The following is a 16,993-nucleotide window of genomic DNA, read 5'->3' as shown; positions in this document are numbered from 1 at the left end:
TGCATAACAGCTCGTCGCACGGGTGTGGATAAACTTGCGCTTACGGCAAGACCTTCTTGAACGGCTTGACGGTGACCTTGGCGTAGACGCCAGCGATCACGAAGGGGTCGGCGTCGGCCCACGCCTGGGCATCCTGCAGGCTGTCGAATTCGGCGATCACCACGCTGCCGGTGAAGCCGGCCTCGCCCGGGTCGTTGGCATCCACGGCGGGGCTGGGGCCGGCGAGAACCAGGCGCCCTTCGTCGCGGAGTTTCTCGAGACGCGCCAGGTGATCGGGACGCGCCGCCTTGCGGCGTTCGAGACTGTCTTGCACATCGTCGCTAACGATTGAGTAAAGCATCAGACGTCATCCTTCTGGTGGTCGTTTTGATGAAGCGTATCGTGGGACATGTGACGCGCCAGGTAGAGACCCTGGCCGATCACGAACAACAGAGTCAGCCCCAGCATGCCGAACAGCTTGAAGTTAACCCAAGTGGCCTCGTCGTAGGTCTTGAAGACATACACATTGATTGCGCCCAGCACAATGAAGAAGAGCGCCCAGGCGAGGTTGAGGCGGCGCCAGGTCGCGGCGGGAAGCGTGAGGGCCTTGCCCATCATACGTTCCACGAGTGTCTTGCCACCGAACAGCGGTGCGATCAGAAACGCGAAGGCGAACAGCCAGTTGACCACGGTCGGCTTCCATTGAATGAACGCCGCGTTGTGAAACAGCACGGTCGCCCCACCCATAACGACGACCAGTACCAGGGTCACCAGTTGCATCTTTTCCACACGGCGGTAGCGCCACCACATGAAGGCGACCTGCAGCAGTGTGGCGGGAATCAGCACCAGGGTGGCGAGCAAAATATCGCCGCTGAAGTGATACACCGCGAAAAACAATACGATGGGCAGAAAATCCAAGAACATTTTCATCGGCGAGCATCCTGTGAGGTGCCGGCGCGGCACGGGAATTGACCCAGCGCAGCGCGAGCGAGCACTATGGCGAGCCTATTCTGACAAAGACGCCGCACCGCGTCATGCCCATGAGCCAACCCTTACCGCCCCTGCCCGATACCTTCGATGCCGATCTCGGCCTCGATCTGCACATGCATTCGACCGCCTCCGATGGCGCGCTATCGCCACAAGCGTTGACCGACATCTGCCACGCCAAGGGCGTCACGCGATTTTCCCTGACCGATCATGACACCGTGGCCGGTGTCGCCGAGGCCCAGCGCCATGCTGAAAGCTTGGGCATGCGTTGCCTGGCGGGAAGCGAGTTATCCACCCTGTGGCGTGGTATCGGCATTCACGTGGTGGCGTTGTTGCCCGAGGGTGCCAGTGGCGCCCTGGTACCCGGGCTCGAAGCGCAGGCGCAGGCCCGTGTAGCAAGAGCCCAGGAAATCGCCCGACGCCTGGAAAAGATCGGCCTCGAAGACGCCCTGGCGCGTGCCCGCGAGCAGGCCGGCAGCGAGCGTCCTCTGGGACGGCCGGACTTCGCCAAGGCTCTGGTGGCCGCGGGCTTGGTCCCGGACATGCCGACGGCCTTCAAGAAGTATCTGGGCGCCGGGAAGCCCGGTGATGTGAAGACCCATTGGCCGTATCTCAGCGAAGTGGTCGAATGGATTCGCGACAGCCAGGGCATCGCGGTGCTTGCGCATCCGTTGCGCTATCGCCTCACGCATCGCAAGCGTAGCCAGCTGCTGGACAGCTTCCGCGAAGCCGGCGGGGAAGCCGCCGAATTGATCAGCGGGCATCAGAACGCCGACGTGGGGCGTGACCTGGCCCGTCAGCTCGAAGCGCGCGAGCTCATGGGATCGCAAGGCAGCGATTTTCACTATCCGGGTGGACCGTTGGCACCGGGCGTGATGAGTGCGCCGCCACGCTGTTCGGTGACACCGGTGTGGCGTCACCCCAGGCTTGCGAGATTCGCCGCGTAAGGTTAATGCTGGGGACGAGGCACACCGTGCGGCCCAGCACCTACGCTACTCAGCACGTTTGGTCCTCGGTTCTTCCGGTTCGTTCTTCCGGCCCAAGGAGGCAGGCATGACCCAGTTCTTTCAGATCCATCCCGACAACCCGCAGAAACGGCTCATCGATCAGACGATCTCGTTGCTGCGCGGTGGCGGCGTGATCGCCTATCCGACCGATTCCGGCTATGCGCTCGGTTGCTGCCTGGGCGAGAAGAAGGCCATCGAGAAGATTAAGTGGCTGCGCTCGCTGGATGACAAGCATAACTTCACGCTGGTGTGTTCCGACCTGTCCGAGATCGGCACTTACGCCAAGGTCGATAACGACGTGTTCCGCCTGCTCAAGGCGCATACGCCGGGACCGTATACCTTCATTCTCAATGCCACCAACGAGGTGCCGCGTCTGCTCTTGCATCCCAAGCGGCGCTCCATCGGGGTGCGCGTGCCGGATCATCGCATCAGCCATGCGTTGCTCGCGGCGCTGGGCGAGCCGTTGATGAGCGTGACGTTGATTCCCGTCGACGACGATCTGCCGATGACCGACCCCGAGGCGATCCGCGAACGCTTCGGCGCTCACCTCGATGCCGTCATCGACGGCGGCGCCTGCCACCTGGATCCGACCACGGTGGTCGATATGCGCGAGATGCCGCCTACCGTCGTCCGTGAAGGGCGCGGCGACACGGCGCCGTTCACTGCCTAGTCGCGCGTCTTCTACTCGTTAGCTGGGTCCGCGTCGTCTTCATGGCGCGGATCTTCGGTGTTCTCGTCGAGCCAGGTGCCGCAGCGCCGACAATAGCGGGCGTCGTGCTCGTGGCGATCGAGGCCGCACCCAGGGCAGGCTTCGCTGGAATAACGCTGCTCGCGCAGCGAGCGAATCACCTCGGCGGAGAACACCCCGGTGGGCACGGCGATGATCGAATAACCGATCAGCATGACCATCATCGAGATGAACTGGCCCAGCGGGGTGACCGGCGTGATGTCGCCATAACCTACCGTGGTCAGGGTGACGACGCCCCAGTAGACCGCCGTGGGAATGTTGGTGAAGCCCGCTTCGGGGGGTTCGATCAGATAGACCACGCTGCTGAAGATGATCACGATCATCAGCACGGCGAACAGAAACAGCAATATCTGATGCCAGCTATTTCTAAGTGCATCGACCAATAGCCGCCCCTCGCCGACGAACTGCATCAGCCGTAGCACGCGGAAGATGCGCAGCACGCGCAGCAGCCTCACCACTAGCAGTGACTGCCCCCAGGGGAGCAGCAGGGCCAGCCAGGTGGGCAGTATCGACAGCATGTCGACGACGCCATAGAACGAGGTCAGATATTTGAGAGGCCGCTCTAGACAGTACAGGCGTACCGCCAGCTCCAACGTGAACAGTAGCGTGAAAGCCCATTCCGCTTCGTAGAAGAGCGTGCCGAACGCGCTGTGATAACTGTCGACGCTATCCAGCATGACCACGGCCACGCTAGCCAGGATCATCAGGATCAGGGCGATGTCGAAGCCCTTGGCCAAACGGCTGTCCGACTCGAAGATAATCTGGAACAAGCGGGTACGTAGGCCGATGGCGGCCGGTCGCAAATCTGCCAAGTGTTATCGCCTTGGGCGTAGCTAGTCGAGCTCGACTCAGTGCGCATCCAGCGCGGCAAGCAGGGCCAGGCTGTGTTGTCCGAATTGTGGGGTCAGCCACTGCGGCCCGTCGAGCGTTTCGGCCAGCCAACCAGCCGGCTGACGCACGGCCGTGGCCAGATTAGTGTCTTCGGCCAGCGACCAGAAGGCGTGCTGAGCGCGGGTCAAAAACTCGGCTTCGCCGCTATCGCTCAGTGCGTCGAGGGCGGCGATCGCCTGGTCGGCGTGTTGCCTCGGAGTGGCGTTGCACAGCTCTGCGGCGTTGTCGGGGAGCGTCCAGCCGTCATGCAGGGCGGCGCCGCGCTGGGCCTTGCTGGCATTGGCGGGGCGTAGTGCCACGCTATCTGCCAGTGAGGCAGCCAGTTGCCACAGGGCATCGGCGCTGCCTGCCTTGAGCTCGAGCTCGAGCTCGCGGATCGCGACCTGCCGCTCGCCGGCATGAATGGTGCCGATATCCAGCGCGACCTCGATGGTGGCGTCCGCCTCGATGACGTCCCAGCGCTCGCGAGTGAAGTCAGTGGTGAAGCGCGGAGCAAGTTGGGCGAGATCCGCTTCGTCGATGGTGTCCGGCGCATGCTGACGGATGCCGTCGATATCCAGTTCGTCACCCTTGATCGGCCATTCCCATTCGCCGCGTGCATGCAGGCCGCCCTGACCGCTGCCTGCCGTCTTGAGAGTCTGCAGGTAGCCGTTTGGCGTACGGCGAATGCGCAGCGCGATACGCGCGCGCTCCAGGGCGCGCCCTGGCGTGTCGTAGTAGGTGTTGGCGAGCCACGCACGCTGCATGCTGTGGTGCGCGAGTCGCGGATGTTGGCGCAGCGCATGCGGGCCGTTAGCGCCGAGGGCGAGCTTGAGTTCGATTTCCTGAGCCATGCCTGTCCTTATGCGTTGATGACAAGAGGGTGAATTTTCCATGACGAGAAGGGGTGCAGTCACTATACTGACGCCGCCATTCCCAACGCATCGAATCTGACATTATGGTGACTTCCAATCCGTTTTCGGCTTTGTTCGGGCGCTCGCCTTTCGAGCCTTTGCTCGCGCATATCGTCAAGACAAGCGAATGCGCCGAACGACTCCTGCCGTTTTTCGATGCCACGCAGGCGGGCAACTGGGACGACGCCGCCAAGCATCGAGAAGCGATCACCGAGCTCGAGCACGAGGCCGATACCCTCAAGACCGAATTGCGTCTCAACCTTCCCAATAGCATGTTCCTGCCGGTCTCGCGTTCCGACCTGCTGGAGTTGATCAGCGTACAGGATAAGATCGCCAACAAGGCGCGCGATATTACCGGCATCATGCTGGGCCGCCAGATGCAGGTGCCGGAGTCGCTGGCGCCTTCGATGCGTGCCTATCTCGAAACCGCTATCGCCACCGTGGGCCAAGCGCGCAAGGCGCTTGAAGAGCTTCAGGAGCTGCTCGATTCCGGCTTTGGACGTAACGTCGGCGATCTCATGCAGGATTTTATCCGCGAGCTTCATGATCTCGAGCATCAGGCCGACGATCAGCAGGTGCATATTCGTCGCCAGCTCTTCGAGTTGGAGGCCGAGTTGCCGCCGGTCGATGTGATCTTCCTCTATAAGATCATCGAATGGATCGGTGAGCTGTCCGATCGCGCCGAACGCGTCGGCAGCCGTCTTCAAATTCTCACGGCCCGCTAAACGCGGGCCGTGTGATTTTCCGTCTCACGCCAGCCAGATAGAACTTGCCCATGTCCATCATTGCGCAGTACGGCGATGTCTTCATCATTCTCGCCTGCATTTTCGGTTTCTTCATGGCCTGGGGGGTAGGGGCCAACGATGTGGCCAACGCCATGGGAACCTCCGTGGGGTCCAAGGCCATTACCATTCGTCAGGCGATTCTCATCGCCGTGGTGTTCGAATTTCTCGGGGCATGGCTGGCGGGGGGCCAGGTCACCGACACCATTCGCAAAGGGATCATCGACCCCAGCTTGCTTTCCGATGACCCGCAGTTGCTGGTTTACGGCATGCTGGCCTCGTTGCTGGCCGCAGGCGTGTGGCTGTTCATCGCTTCCATGCGCGGTTGGCCGGTGTCTACCACGCACTCCATCGTCGGAGCCATTGTCGGTTTCGCGGTTGCCGGGCTTGGCGTCGACTCCGTCGGCTGGCCCAAAGTCGGTCAGATCGCGGCAAGCTGGGTGGTGTCGCCGCTGTTGGCGGGGTCCATTGCCTTTGCACTGTTCAAGTCGGTGCAGTTTTTGATCTTCGAGAACCGCGATCCCTTCGCGGCGGCCAAGCGCTATGTGCCCGGTTATATCTTCATGGTCGGCTTCATCATAGCGATGGTCACGCTGGTCAAAGGGCTTTCCCATGTCGGGCTGAAAATGAGCTTTGGTGACAGCCTGTTGATCGCGATCGGGATCGGCTTGGTGGTGATGGTCATCGGCATTCTGATGGAAAATCGCGTCGCTCGCGCCAAACGCAAGCGCGGCGGTTCGCCGTTCGACTTCAACAGCGTCGAACGCGTGTTCGGCGTGCTGATGATGTTCACTGCCTGTGCCATGGCATTCGCGCACGGCTCCAACGATGTCGCCAACGCCGTGGGGCCGCTGGCAGCGGTCATCAGCGTCGTCGAATCGAGCGGCGATGTTAGCGGCGCCGCCGCATTGCCGTGGTGGGTACTGGTACTGGGCGGCGGCGGTATCGTCGTCGGCTTGATCACCTATGGCCACAAGGTCATCGCCACGGTAGGTACGGGCATCACTGAACTGACGCCGAGTCGTGGTTTCGCGGCGACCCTGGCGGCGGCGACGACCGTCGTGCTGGCCTCGGGGACCGGTTTGCCGGTCTCCACGACGCAGACGCTGGTCGGTGCGGTGCTCGGCGTCGGCCTGGCCCGCGGGATCACGGCACTCAACATGCGCGTGCTGGGCACTATCGTGCTGTCCTGGGTGATCACCCTGCCAGCCGGGGCGTTGCTGTCGATCATGTTCTTCTTCATGTTCAAGGGCTTCTTCGGCTAACGCATCGCCGAGCATCGGGCGCGTACGCAAGGCGGGATCGGAGAACACCGGTCCCGCCTTTTCATTGCCTCTGATATAGTCAGTATCTCTTTCTTCCTGCAGCTGGAGCGGGCCTTGAACACGCGTTTCCCCTTCGCCGATTGGTTTCGTAATTCGTCTCCGTATATCAATGCGCATCGCGGGCGTACGTTCGTGGTGCTCATCGAAGGCGAGGCATTGGCATCCGAGCGATGGGAGCCGCTGCTTCAGGACCTGGCGCTGCTGCATACCCTAGGCGTGCGCCTGGTGATGGTCTTCGGCATTCGTCCGCAGGTGGGCGAGGCGCTGAGCGAGGCGGGGATCGAGCCGCGCCGGATCGAAGGGCGTTGGGTGGCCGACGAGGCGATCATGCGCCATGTCGAACGCATCGCCGCCGAGCTGCGCCTCAAGATCGAGGCACGCCTCTCGTTGGGGCTGCCCAACACGCCGCTGCATGGCGTCGAGCTGACGGTGGTCTCCGGCAATCTGGTGACCGCCAAACCGCTGGGCGTGCGCGATGGTATCGATTTCCACCATAGCGGCGAGGTGCGCCGCGTGCGTAGCCAGGCCATCGCCGACTTGCTGGCGAAGGAAACCTTGGTACTGGTGCCGCCGCTGGGTTATTCGAGCACCGGTGAGGTATTCGATCTCGACGCGGCCGATGTCGCCCAACACGTTGCCATGGGGCTGGGTGCCGACAAGCTGATTCTGCTTGGCGACGCGGCGGGGCTGCACGATGCCAGCGGCATGCTACAGCGCCAGCTTACCCCGCTGGAGGCGGATCCGTTACGGCGTCAGGCGGCGCCGGGCAGCGAACTGGCGCGTCACCTGGGCGCGGCGTGTGAAGCGGCGCGTCATGGGGTGGCCCGCACACACCTGCTTTCCTGGCATGATCGCGACGCCTTGCTTGGCGAGCTGTTCACCCGCGATGGGGTGGGGACCATGATCACCCAGCATCGCTACGAGCAGTTGCGCCGCGCGACGCTGGAAGACGTGGGCGGCTTGCTCGAATTGCTGCGTCCGCTGGAGGAGCGCGGCATGCTCGTGGCGCGCTCGCGGGAGCGGCTCGAACATCAGATCGACGACTACTGGGTGATCGAACGCGATGGCATGATCATCGGTTGCAGTGCCATGCATGCCTACCCCGAGGCGGGTATGGGGGAACTGGCGTGTGTCGCCGTGCATGGCGATTATCGCGGTGGTGCGCGCGGCGATCTACTATTGGCCGAGGTCGAGCGTGAATCCCGTCGGCGCGGCTACAGCGCCTTGTTTGCCCTTACCACCCACACCACGCACTGGTTCCTCGAGCATGGCTTCCGACTCGACGGTCTAGAGGTACTGCCACACCTGCGGCGCGATTCCTATAACCATGCGCGCCAATCCAAGGTGTTGCTCAAACCCCTCGGTTGAACGCCAGCCCTGTGCCGCCGCTCAACGGCAAGGCGGCATCGATACTCGCCTGTCCGGCGGCATGCAGTGTCGCTCCCATCTGATAGGGTGTCGCCAAATAGATACGTTATAAGAACCTGTTTTTATTGATATTTATTTATACGTTCGGAATAGCGTTGGTGGATAGCGACACTATGAGCGCCGCAATGCCCTCGATTTTCGATGTAAGAACCTTTCGTGCGGTTTTGGCCTGCAGGTGGAATTTTTAACTTCATGTTTTTAAATGACTTTTTAAAAACTGGCATGGCTATCGCAATATATAGGATGAGCAACGGGAAACGGTTCAATACGGCTCGAGCCGTTTCTCGATCGATCAAGCCAGGGCGTTTCGATCACAACCCTGTGCGCAATGTCCCGGCTAGATTGATCAGCGTCTGCTCCACGCGATGTGTGACTTAGGTTGCGATGAGACGGGTACCGCCTACGGGCATGGAAAGGTACCAAAAGGGCAAGGATGCCCAGGCAAGGATGCCACCCCTTCGGGGGCTAACTTCGCCGCGCCGCCCTTGGCGACGTGGCACACGAAACGAAGTGGCGGCTATGCCGTCAACATGAGGGCCTTTTCCTGGCAATGTATGGACCTCATGGCTTCGTGGGCTTTCGAGCCCCTCGATCACTCTCGAGAATTCAGCCAGGTGGATGTTCGAGAGTGTTCACTTGACCCTTCAGTTCCCTGCGTACCTTGGGCCGGATTTCCGGCCCATTTTTTTGCGCGTCTTGTGAGCCGCTGGGATGTGCCTAGCGGATGCGTCGGGTATTCATGGCTGAATGGGGCTTACTCCTCGCTTTCGATCGGTGCGGCGATGCGGAAACCGGCATGCGAACGCAACTCTGTTATCCTATGCGGGTAAGATGACATGGCATCCACTCTCTTTCTGCATAGAATCGCGCTCATGACCACTCAGGTCTCCCGCCGCTGGCGTCCTCGTTCGTTACTGCAGTTGGTAATGCTCGCCTTTGTGATGGTGATGCTGCCAATTGCCGTGCTCATGTTTCAGGCCGGCCAGGCACTCTCCGAGCTCTCATCGCTGGCCGATGTCAGCGCGCGGCAAGCGGTGGAGCAAACCCGCCGTGCCCGCACATTGAGCAATCTAGCATTGGAAATGGAGCGCAGCGCGCGTCAGTACGCGGTGCTCGAGCAGGAAGGGTTGCTCAGCATCTATACCGAGAAGGCCCAGCGCTACGCGGAACTGCTCGACGAGCATGCCCCCCTGCTGCCCGACGATCCCGATATCCCGCGCCTGCGTGAGCAACTGGGCGAACTCGAGGCCCTGCCGGAAATGCCCATCGAGGAAGTTCGTGAGCAGCTGGCGGCATTTGGCGACTTCTCCCAGCGTACCGACAACGTTCGCCAGGCCACCAACCAACTGATCGATGAGCGTATCGAAAACATTCGCGAGCGTGCCAGCACCGTACGCGGGCAGCTGTGGCTGCAGACCGCCGCACTGGTCTCGGTCAGTCTAGGGCTGATGTTGATCTTTACCTGGCTGATCATCCGCCCCATTCGCCAGCTCGAGCGGCGTATCTTCAGCCTGGGCAGTGGCATGGAACCGGCCTCGCCGCAGCATATCCAAGGGCCGGCGGAACTGGTCAGGCTCGGCGAGCGGCTGACTTGGCTCTCCGGGCGCCTCTCCGAACTCGAGGCGCAGAAGCAGCAGTTTCTGCGGCATATGTCTCATGAGCTGAAAACCCCGCTGGCCAGCGTGCGGGAAGGCACGGCGCTGCTGTCCGATGGCGTGGTCGGCGAACTCAGCGAGCGTCAGCGGGAAATTGTCGGCTTGATCGATGTCAGTGGTCAGGAACTTCAGGACCTGATTGAGCAATTGCTCGACTATAATCTGTTGCAGCACAGCCGGGGGCTCAAGGTCACGCGCTTCGACCTGGTCACGGTGATTCAGGAGGTGCTCGCCAAGCATCGCTTGGCGCTCGACAAGAAAGGCATGCAGGTCGAATGGCCGCGGCATATGCCGCTGCCTTGGCAGGCTGATCGCGAACGTACGGCCAGCATTCTGGATAACCTGATTTCCAACGCCATCGCATACGGCGAGGACGGCGGCCATCTGGCACTGCGTGCTAGACAACATCACGCCTCGCTGATCGTCGAGGTCGCCAATACCGGCGAGCCCATCGATGATGATGATAGCGCGCACCTTTTCGAGGCGTTCTATCAAGGCCGTATGCGGCGCCAGGGTGCCCTCAAGGGCTCGGGCATCGGCTTGTCGGTAGCTGCCGATTGCGCCAAGGTTCAAGATGGACGCTTGGAGTTGGTCGAGGATGACACCTTCCCGGTTTGCTTCCGACTGACACTACCCGAGGTGACGTCGCCGGAGGAAGGAGCCGATGGCGACGACGCTTCCATAACGACGCCGGCCACGACGCAGCCGGCGCTAAACGCAAGGAACTCGAACGCATGAACATCCGGATGCTGCTAGTGGCATTGTGCGCTGGCTCGCTGTTGACCGGGTGCCAGTGGATGACCCAAGAGACATCCGCTCCGGCAGCCCCGGTCACCTCTTGTAATGACGACATCCCCAAGCTGGCCGACAATGTCTGCCTGGTGGATGACTGGATCGCCTTCGGGCTCGCTTCGCAACGCGGCGATAGCGAGTGGCGCGACACCATGCTGACGCGCCTCGAGGGTGATATGCCGCATCTCAAGCTGGCACGCGCAGCGGTGCTGGCATGGGGTGAACGCGACGGCTGGGAACAGGCGTCTGAGCTTTACAAGGCCGATATCTCGGCTGCGCCGAGCCGTTTGCAGCCCCTGCTGCGGCAATGGCTCAACGAGCTTGAGACACGCCGCGATTTGGCCAGCGATCTCGCCAAGAGCGAATCGCGCCGCCAGGCGTTAGAACGTGAGCGCGATGATCTCGCCGAGAAACTCGACGCCTTGACGGCCATCGAACAGAGCATCAACTCGCGCCATGAGCAATCGCCATGACGGCGCGACGGTTACCAAGGAGAGATTCGTGAAGCACGCCGCCGCCCATATTCTGCTGGTCGATGACGACCCCAGCCTCCTCAAGCTTTTGGGCATGCGCCTGGAAAGCCGAGGTTACCGTGTGACCACTGCCGAAAGCGGGCGGCAGGCGTTGGAGTGTCTCGCCGAAGACCGCCCCGACCTGGTGCTCTCCGATCTGCGCATGGACGAAATGGACGGCATGGCGCTGTTTCATGAATTGCAGCGCCGTGCGCCGGGCATGCCGGTGATCATTCTCACCGCGCACGGCTCGATTCCCGATGCGGTGAGCGCCACGCGCCAAGGGGTATTCAGCTTTCTCACCAAACCGGTGGACCGCGACGAGCTGTTTGCCGCCATTGAGGAGGCCTTGTCGCAAACGGCGAGCACCCATGGTGCCGGCGACGATGCTTGGCGGGCCGAGATCATCACCCGCAGCCCGCAGATGGAGCGCATCCTCGAGCAGGCGCGCATGGTGGCGGCGTCCGATGTCAGTGTGCTGATCACCGGGGCATCCGGCTCCGGCAAGGAACTGCTCGCCAACGCTATCCACCAGGCCAGTGGACGCGCCGACAAGCCATTCGTGGCGATCAACTGCGGTGCACTGCCCGAGCAATTGCTGGAAAGCGAGCTGTTCGGCCACGCCAAGGGCGCCTTTACCGGCGCGGTCAGCCAGCACGAAGGGCTGTTTCTTGCCGCCGATGGGGGCAGTCTGTTCCTCGATGAGATCGGCGACATGCCGCTGACATTGCAGGTCAAGCTGCTGCGCGCGTTGCAGGAACGTCAGATTCGCCCGCTGGGCTCGACCACCTCGGTGCCCATCGACGTGCGCATCATCTCCGCCACGCATCGCGACCTCGACCGCGCCATGCACGAGGGCGACTTCCGCGAGGATCTTTACTACCGCCTCAACGTCGTCAATCTCAAGCTGCCGGCCCTCAAGGAGCGCGCCGAGGACGTACCGCTGCTGGCCAAGTACCTGGTGGGGCAGGCCGCCGAGCGCCACAAGCCCTTCGTCAAAGGCTTCTCGTCGGAAGCGCTCAACCTGCTGGCCTCCAGCGCCTGGCCGGGCAATGTGCGTCAGTTGGTCAACGTCGTCGAGCAGTGCGTGGCGCTGACCAGTTCGCCGATCATCCCCGAGGCGTTGGTGGCGCAGGCGCTGGCGGCCGAGGAAAACGCCTTGCCGTCGTTCAACGAGGCACGCGCAGGCTTCGAGCGCAGTTATCTCGTCAAGGTGCTCAAGATCACCGAAGGTAACGTCACCCAGGCTGCGCGCATCGCCGGGCGTAACCGCACCGACTTCTACAAGCTGCTGGCCCGCCACGACCTGGAACCGAGCAGCTTCAAACCCAGCACGCAGCCGCAGTCGGCTCAGAACGACGACGCCCAGCCGCGCCGGGCCCAGCGCTGAGCCGCGTTTTCAGCGTTTGAAGCGGCGCTTCACCTCTACCTTAAGCCGCCCCTCACCGAGTCGCGCGGTGAGGGTCTGGCCGGGCTGGGTGTCGTGTGCATTGCGCACGATATGGCGCTCGTCGTCCTCGAGAATTGAATAACCGCGTCCCAACACCGCCAGCGGACTGACCGCGTTGAGCTCGCGTGCCAGGGCTTCGAGGCGTTCCCGGGACTGATCGAGGCGGCGCGGCAAGGCGGCATGCAGTTGGCGCTCCAGAGTCGTCAGGCGTTGCTGGAGCGAGGTGATGGCAAGACGTGGGTCCTGGCGTTCCACGCGGCGTGTCAGCGTCTCGTGATGCTGGCGCTCGCGGTCGAGTCGGCGTCGCATGGCAAGCCGCAGGCGCGTTTCCCAGCTCTCCAAGCGCCGACGTTGCTCGGCCAGACGCTCACCGGGATGGCGCAGCCGCGCCCGGGTATGATCGAGGCGTTGACCGTCGCGCTCCAGGCGCGCCTGCATGGCGCGTGTCAGGCCGCGTTCGGCGACTTGCAGCTGCGCTTGCTGCTCCCGCCAGTCAGGGACCAAGCGCTCGGCGGCGGCGGACGGCGTGGGCGCACGCTCATCGGCGGCGAAATCCGCCAGCGTGACATCCACTTCATGGCCCACCGCCGACATCACCGGCAGGCGAGAATGATGGATCGCCCGCGCCAGATGTTCGTCATTGAATGCCCACAGATCCTCCAGGCTGCCGCCGCCGCGCGTGACGAGCAGGGCATCGACGGTGTCGTCCGGCGACTGGGCGCGTTGATTGGCCTGGGCGATAGCGCGGATGATCGCCGGTGGCGCCTCGCGGCCCTGCACCGGCACCGGCAAGATCGTCACCTCCAGTGCCGGCCAACGGCGGCGCAACACCGCCAGCACGTCACGCACCGCCGCGCCGGTAGGCGAGGTGATGATGGCCAGATGGCGAGGTGGGCAAGGCAACGGCCGCGCGTTGGCGAAGACACCCTCGGCGGAAAGCTTCGCCTTGAGCCGCTCGAACGCCGCCAGCAGCTCGCCTTCCCCCGACGCCTGCACCGCCTCGACAATCAACTGGTAGTCGCCACGCGGCTCGAACACCGACACGCGCCCGCGTACCCGCAGCCGGTCGCCATCCTTGAGCGGCGCACGCATCAAGCGCGCCCGGTTGCGGAAGAACGCACAGCGCAACTGGGCACGGTCGTCCTTGAGCGTGAAATAGATATGCCCCGACGCCGGCCGCGCCACGCCCGAAATCTCGCCTTCCACCCAACACTCGCCGAAGCCGCGCTCCAGCATTAGACGGGCCTGGCGGTTGAGTTCACTGACGGACAGGGCGTTGGGGGTGCCAGTATCATCCATCGCAGGCCTCGCAAAGTTGGGTAAGATTGAGAAAAGGGGAGTCTAGCATTGTGGCTACGAGCCATCGCTATCAGGACTTCACGCCGACTCTCATACGGCCAGCGTGGTGGCTAGAGGTGTTTGGGAGCGGTGCTCCCTAGAGAGTAAATTCCGGGCTGGATGATCCGGGCTTCGGGCCTTCGAGTGTGATGATTACCTGCTCTAGCATGGCGGTGATCTCACGGGTGAGAAAGTCGGCAAAGCGGGGATTCCTTATCGTCCGGTCGACTGTCTCTGTGGGCAGAAAGCGGGCCATTTCACCCTGAAAAGCCGTACCCGAAACAACGCCGGCCAGACGTGATTGCATGTCCCTGGCCCGGTCAGGGTAGTGCTCCACGGTGTAGTCCTGAATCTTGCGCTTGACGAGCTCGACGTCGGGAGATGCCCCTTGCTGCTTGAGCCAGGCCAGGTCCCAGATGTCACGATGCCGCACGTATTTCTTTGTGTTGACCAGTGAGATCAACTTATCCGCCATGACCTCCTCTAGGCTTTCCGTCATGATCAGCAAGTCATTGTAGCCATCCGGTAGAAAAGGGTAGTGGACCTGGATCGCATGTGCTTCCCGCGTATACGCCGGGAGGCTGGCCACTTCCAGTTTGATGCGCTGCTTGGGAATGTCCTTTCGGGCTGGTGCCGTCACGACGGAAACCTGCCATTTGTCGACGCGAATATCTCGGTAGCCGGGTTCTTCGCGCAGTTCCTTCGGTTCCTTGACGCTGACCTCGAGCTGATAGCGCTTGCTGACGTAATCCTCGATACACTCGCGAATGCGGGACAGGTCTTGGCTGCAGAAATTCCAATCGCCGGCAAAATCCAAGTCTTCGCTGAAGCGTGGTGAGCCCTGACACAAGCGAAGCGACGTTCCTCCCTGAAAGGTCAGCTGGTCCAGGAGCCGTTCTCGCTCGAGTGCGAACAGGATGTCGAGATGCAACAGCTCCTTCTCGATTACCGGGCGCATGGCGGCACGACCGGGCTGGGCCATCGCTCGAGCGACCAGCTCGTCGAAGTTGGCGCGTTCAGTGTTCATACGGCAGGCTCGCTTCATCGACAAGGTGGGTATTACGCCCGACACGCTTGAGATCAGCCCAGGCGGCTTGGGGCGTTGCTAGCCGCAAGGGACGTCCGACGTCGCGCATCCGATCCAGTAATTGGGGAACGGATCGTTTGGTATGGGTGAATTCAATGGTGCCATAAGGGGTTCGATATTCCCCCTTGCGGCCTGTGGTCATGATCGTCAGTCGATCGACAGGAATCTGCGAGATCGCGCCATATTCCGAGAGCGCGGACTCGAGGCTGACATAGCTGTACTCGCCGCGGCGCATGGCCTTGGCGATTCGTTCGAGTAGGTCGGCGTCATGGTGCCGTGACAGCTTGTAGACATACACGCCGCGACTGACTGCCTCGAGCATGCCATGTCGACGTAGTCGATTGATCCCTTCCTGAAGCGTCTTTGGACTGTCTTCGGGAAAGATCTTGGCCAGGTCCGAGAGGGTAAATACATACCGGTGTTGGCGGTCCCAGTAGTCGAGCCGCTCACGGGCGGTGATCTGATCCATTAAGTCTACACAAAAGCTATTTATAGATAGTGTATGTGTAGACTTAATGGATGGCAAGTGGTCGACGAATTTCCGGGAAGAGGTCTAAAAAAAGAAGCCCACGCATCTCGATGTCTGATGCGTGGGCCTGTTGCTTTGCCGCTTCAAGCCTTGCTGGTCTTGGCTTGCCACAGCTTGGGCAGCAGCCAGGGCAGGAGCAGCAGGGCGAGCGCGGCGATCCAGAGGCCGAGCGAGATGCCGGATTGCCACAGGATGCCGAGGTCACCGCCGCTGATGGACAGCGCGCGCCGCAGATTCTGTTCCATCAGCCCGCCGAGGACGTAGCCCAGGATGACAGGCGCCAGCGAGAAGCCTAGCTTGCGCAGTAAGTAGCCGAACACACCGATGATGAGCATCAGGTAGATAGCCGCAAGATTGGAATGGAGCTGGAAAACGCCGACGAAGGCCAGAATCGCGATGCCTGGCACCAGCACCCAGCGTGGAATCGTCAGTACGCGGGCAAATACGCCGGCCAATGGCAGGTTGAGCGCCAGCAGTACGATATTGCCGATATACAGCGAGGCGATCAGGCCGCCGGCGACTTCCGGGCGTTCGCTGAACATCATGGGGCCGGGGGTGATGTTGTAGAGCATCAACGCGCCGAGTAGCACCGCCGTGGTGCCGGAGCCGGGAATGCCCAGCGTCAGCATGGGCACGAACGAGCCCACCGCCGAGGCGTTATTGGCCGCCTCCGGCGCCGCTAGGCCGCGCATGTTGCCCGTGCCGAATGAATTGTCCTTGTCGCTCAGGCGCTTCTCCGTGGTATAGGCGACCGCGCCGCCCACCGAGGCACCGGTGCCGGGCAATATGCCGATGATAAAACCGATCAGGCCCGAGCGTCCCATCGTCCACTTGCAGGCCAGCACTTCCTTGAGGCTGACGAAGACGCGTCCCAGCGGCGGGAGGCCGTCGTTGCCATCCTTGCGATTGGCGTGCTCCAGCATCAGGAGTATTTCGCTGATCGCGAACAGGCCGATGATCATGACGACGAAATCGATACCGTCGTAAAGCTCGGGCAGGCCGAAGGTATAGCGCAGCACGCCGGTGCTTGAATCGACGCCCACGGTGCCGATCAAGATCCCCAGCACGGCGCCAATGGCGGTCTTGACGGGATCCTTGCCCATCATCACGGACATGGAGGCGAAGGCGAACACCATCAGCGCGAAGAACTCGGCGGGACCGAACATCACCGCCACTTCCGCCAGCAACGGCGCGAACAGCGTCAGGCCGATGATGGCGATGGTCGCGCCGACGAATGAGCTCACCGCTGACAGGCCGAGCGCCGGTCCGGCCAGCCCCTTCTTGGCAAGCGGATGGCCGTCGAGCGTGGTCATCACGGCCCCGGCATCGCCGGGCACGTTGAGCAGAATGCTCGACATGCGCCCGCCGTACTCGGCCCCCGTGTAGATAGCGGCGAGGAGAATCAACGCCGACTCGGCGGGCAGGCCGAGCGTATAGGCCAACGGCATCAGGATCGCGATCCCGTTGATCGGACCGATGCCGGGCAGTGCCCCGAAGAGTGTGCCGAGAAGCGCACCGAGCAAAGCCAAGCCGAGATTCAGCGGGCTAAGGGCGACGTCGAAGCCATGGATCAGGAAATCGAACATGAGG

The 16,993-nt window shown here is 62.2% G+C and carries 16 protein-coding genes; 8 read left to right on the top strand and 8 right to left on the bottom strand.

The genetic code is table 11. The annotated features are described in order from the left end of the window. Positions 1-40: 40 nt before the first annotated feature. Positions 41-340, bottom strand: coding sequence for a YciI family protein (locus LUN51_RS16080; protein ID WP_040239724.1), 300 nt, complete (start codon positions 338-340; stop codon positions 41-43). Continuing rightward, positions 340-909, bottom strand: coding sequence for a septation protein A (locus tag LUN51_RS16075; RefSeq protein WP_261505935.1), 570 nt, complete (start codon positions 907-909; stop codon positions 340-342). The genes LUN51_RS16080 and LUN51_RS16075 overlap by 1 nt, the downstream gene beginning before the upstream one ends. Positions 910-1,019: 110 nt before the next feature. Here LUN51_RS16075 and LUN51_RS16070 point away from each other — a divergent pair, with 110 nt between their 5' ends. Continuing rightward, a complete protein-coding gene (locus LUN51_RS16070) occupies positions 1,020-1,913 on the top strand; it encodes a PHP domain-containing protein (RefSeq protein ID WP_277812049.1) in 894 nt (297 codons plus the stop codon). A 106-nt stretch (positions 1,914-2,019) separates the two neighbouring features. After that, on the top strand, positions 2,020-2,643 hold the full coding sequence (locus LUN51_RS16065) for an L-threonylcarbamoyladenylate synthase (protein WP_097023555.1): 624 nt from the start codon (positions 2,020-2,022) through the stop codon (positions 2,641-2,643). 11 nt (positions 2,644-2,654) lie between these two features. On the opposite strand, the gene LUN51_RS16060 is transcribed toward LUN51_RS16065, so the two are convergent. After that, positions 2,655-3,533, bottom strand: a complete 879-nt coding sequence (locus LUN51_RS16060) for an ion transporter (protein WP_277812048.1) — start codon at positions 3,531-3,533, stop codon at positions 2,655-2,657. Between the two features lie 36 nt (positions 3,534-3,569). Then, complete coding sequence (locus LUN51_RS16055) at positions 3,570-4,445, bottom strand: CYTH domain-containing protein (RefSeq protein ID WP_277812047.1); 876 nt, start codon at positions 4,443-4,445, stop codon at positions 3,570-3,572. A 104-nt stretch (positions 4,446-4,549) separates the two neighbouring features. On the opposite strand from LUN51_RS16055, the gene LUN51_RS16050 reads away from it, so the two are divergent. From LUN51_RS16050 to glrR, 6 genes are all read left to right on the top strand, one after another. Beyond that, entirely contained in the window at positions 4,550-5,230 is a 681-nt protein-coding gene (locus LUN51_RS16050; protein ID WP_246893916.1) for a TIGR00153 family protein, read from the top strand. Positions 5,231-5,280: 50 nt separating this feature from the next. After that, positions 5,281-6,552 (top strand): inorganic phosphate transporter, encoded by a 1,272-nt coding sequence (locus LUN51_RS16045; protein WP_261505939.1) that lies wholly within the window; start codon positions 5,281-5,283, stop codon positions 6,550-6,552. Between the two features lie 114 nt (positions 6,553-6,666). Then, on the top strand, positions 6,667-7,980 hold the full coding sequence (gene argA, locus LUN51_RS16040; RefSeq protein ID WP_277812046.1) for an amino-acid N-acetyltransferase: 1,314 nt from the start codon (positions 6,667-6,669) through the stop codon (positions 7,978-7,980). A gap of 896 nt (positions 7,981-8,876) precedes the next feature. Continuing rightward, complete coding sequence (locus tag LUN51_RS16035) at positions 8,877-10,433, top strand: sensor histidine kinase (protein WP_277812045.1); 1,557 nt, start codon at positions 8,877-8,879, stop codon at positions 10,431-10,433. Continuing rightward, entirely contained in the window at positions 10,430-10,960 is a 531-nt protein-coding gene (locus LUN51_RS16030) for a hypothetical protein (RefSeq protein WP_040239748.1), read from the top strand. Before LUN51_RS16035 ends, LUN51_RS16030 begins: the two co-directional genes overlap by 4 nt. 28 nt (positions 10,961-10,988) lie before the next feature. Next, positions 10,989-12,389, top strand: coding sequence for a two-component system response regulator GlrR (gene glrR / locus LUN51_RS16025; protein WP_277812044.1), 1,401 nt, complete (start codon positions 10,989-10,991; stop codon positions 12,387-12,389). 9 nt (positions 12,390-12,398) lie between these two features. Here the strand turns inward: glrR and xseA are convergent, their stop codons facing one another. From xseA to LUN51_RS16005, 4 genes are all read right to left on the bottom strand, one after another. Continuing rightward, complete coding sequence (xseA, locus tag LUN51_RS16020; RefSeq protein ID WP_277812043.1) at positions 12,399-13,748, bottom strand: exodeoxyribonuclease VII large subunit; 1,350 nt, start codon at positions 13,746-13,748, stop codon at positions 12,399-12,401. 136 nt (positions 13,749-13,884) lie between these two features. After that, a complete protein-coding gene (locus LUN51_RS16015) occupies positions 13,885-14,814 on the bottom strand; it encodes a nucleotidyl transferase AbiEii/AbiGii toxin family protein (RefSeq protein WP_277812042.1) in 930 nt (309 codons plus the stop codon). Then, on the bottom strand, positions 14,804-15,343 hold the full coding sequence (abiEi, locus tag LUN51_RS16010; RefSeq protein ID WP_277812041.1) for a type IV toxin-antitoxin system AbiEi family antitoxin: 540 nt from the start codon (positions 15,341-15,343) through the stop codon (positions 14,804-14,806). Before abiEi ends, LUN51_RS16015 begins: the two co-directional genes overlap by 11 nt. Before the next feature lie 143 nt (positions 15,344-15,486). Next, positions 15,487-16,989 (bottom strand): tripartite tricarboxylate transporter permease, encoded by a 1,503-nt coding sequence (locus tag LUN51_RS16005; protein WP_040239756.1) that lies wholly within the window; start codon positions 16,987-16,989, stop codon positions 15,487-15,489. Positions 16,990-16,993: the final 4 nt, after the last annotated feature.

Origin of the sequence: Chromohalobacter canadensis (assembly GCF_029544075.1) — a bacterium.
GTDB classification, from domain to species: Bacteria; Pseudomonadota; Gammaproteobacteria; order Pseudomonadales; family Halomonadaceae; genus Chromohalobacter; species Chromohalobacter canadensis_A.
The sequence above is the reverse complement of the archived record's forward strand: the minus strand, read 5'-3'. Positions and strand labels throughout refer to the sequence as shown.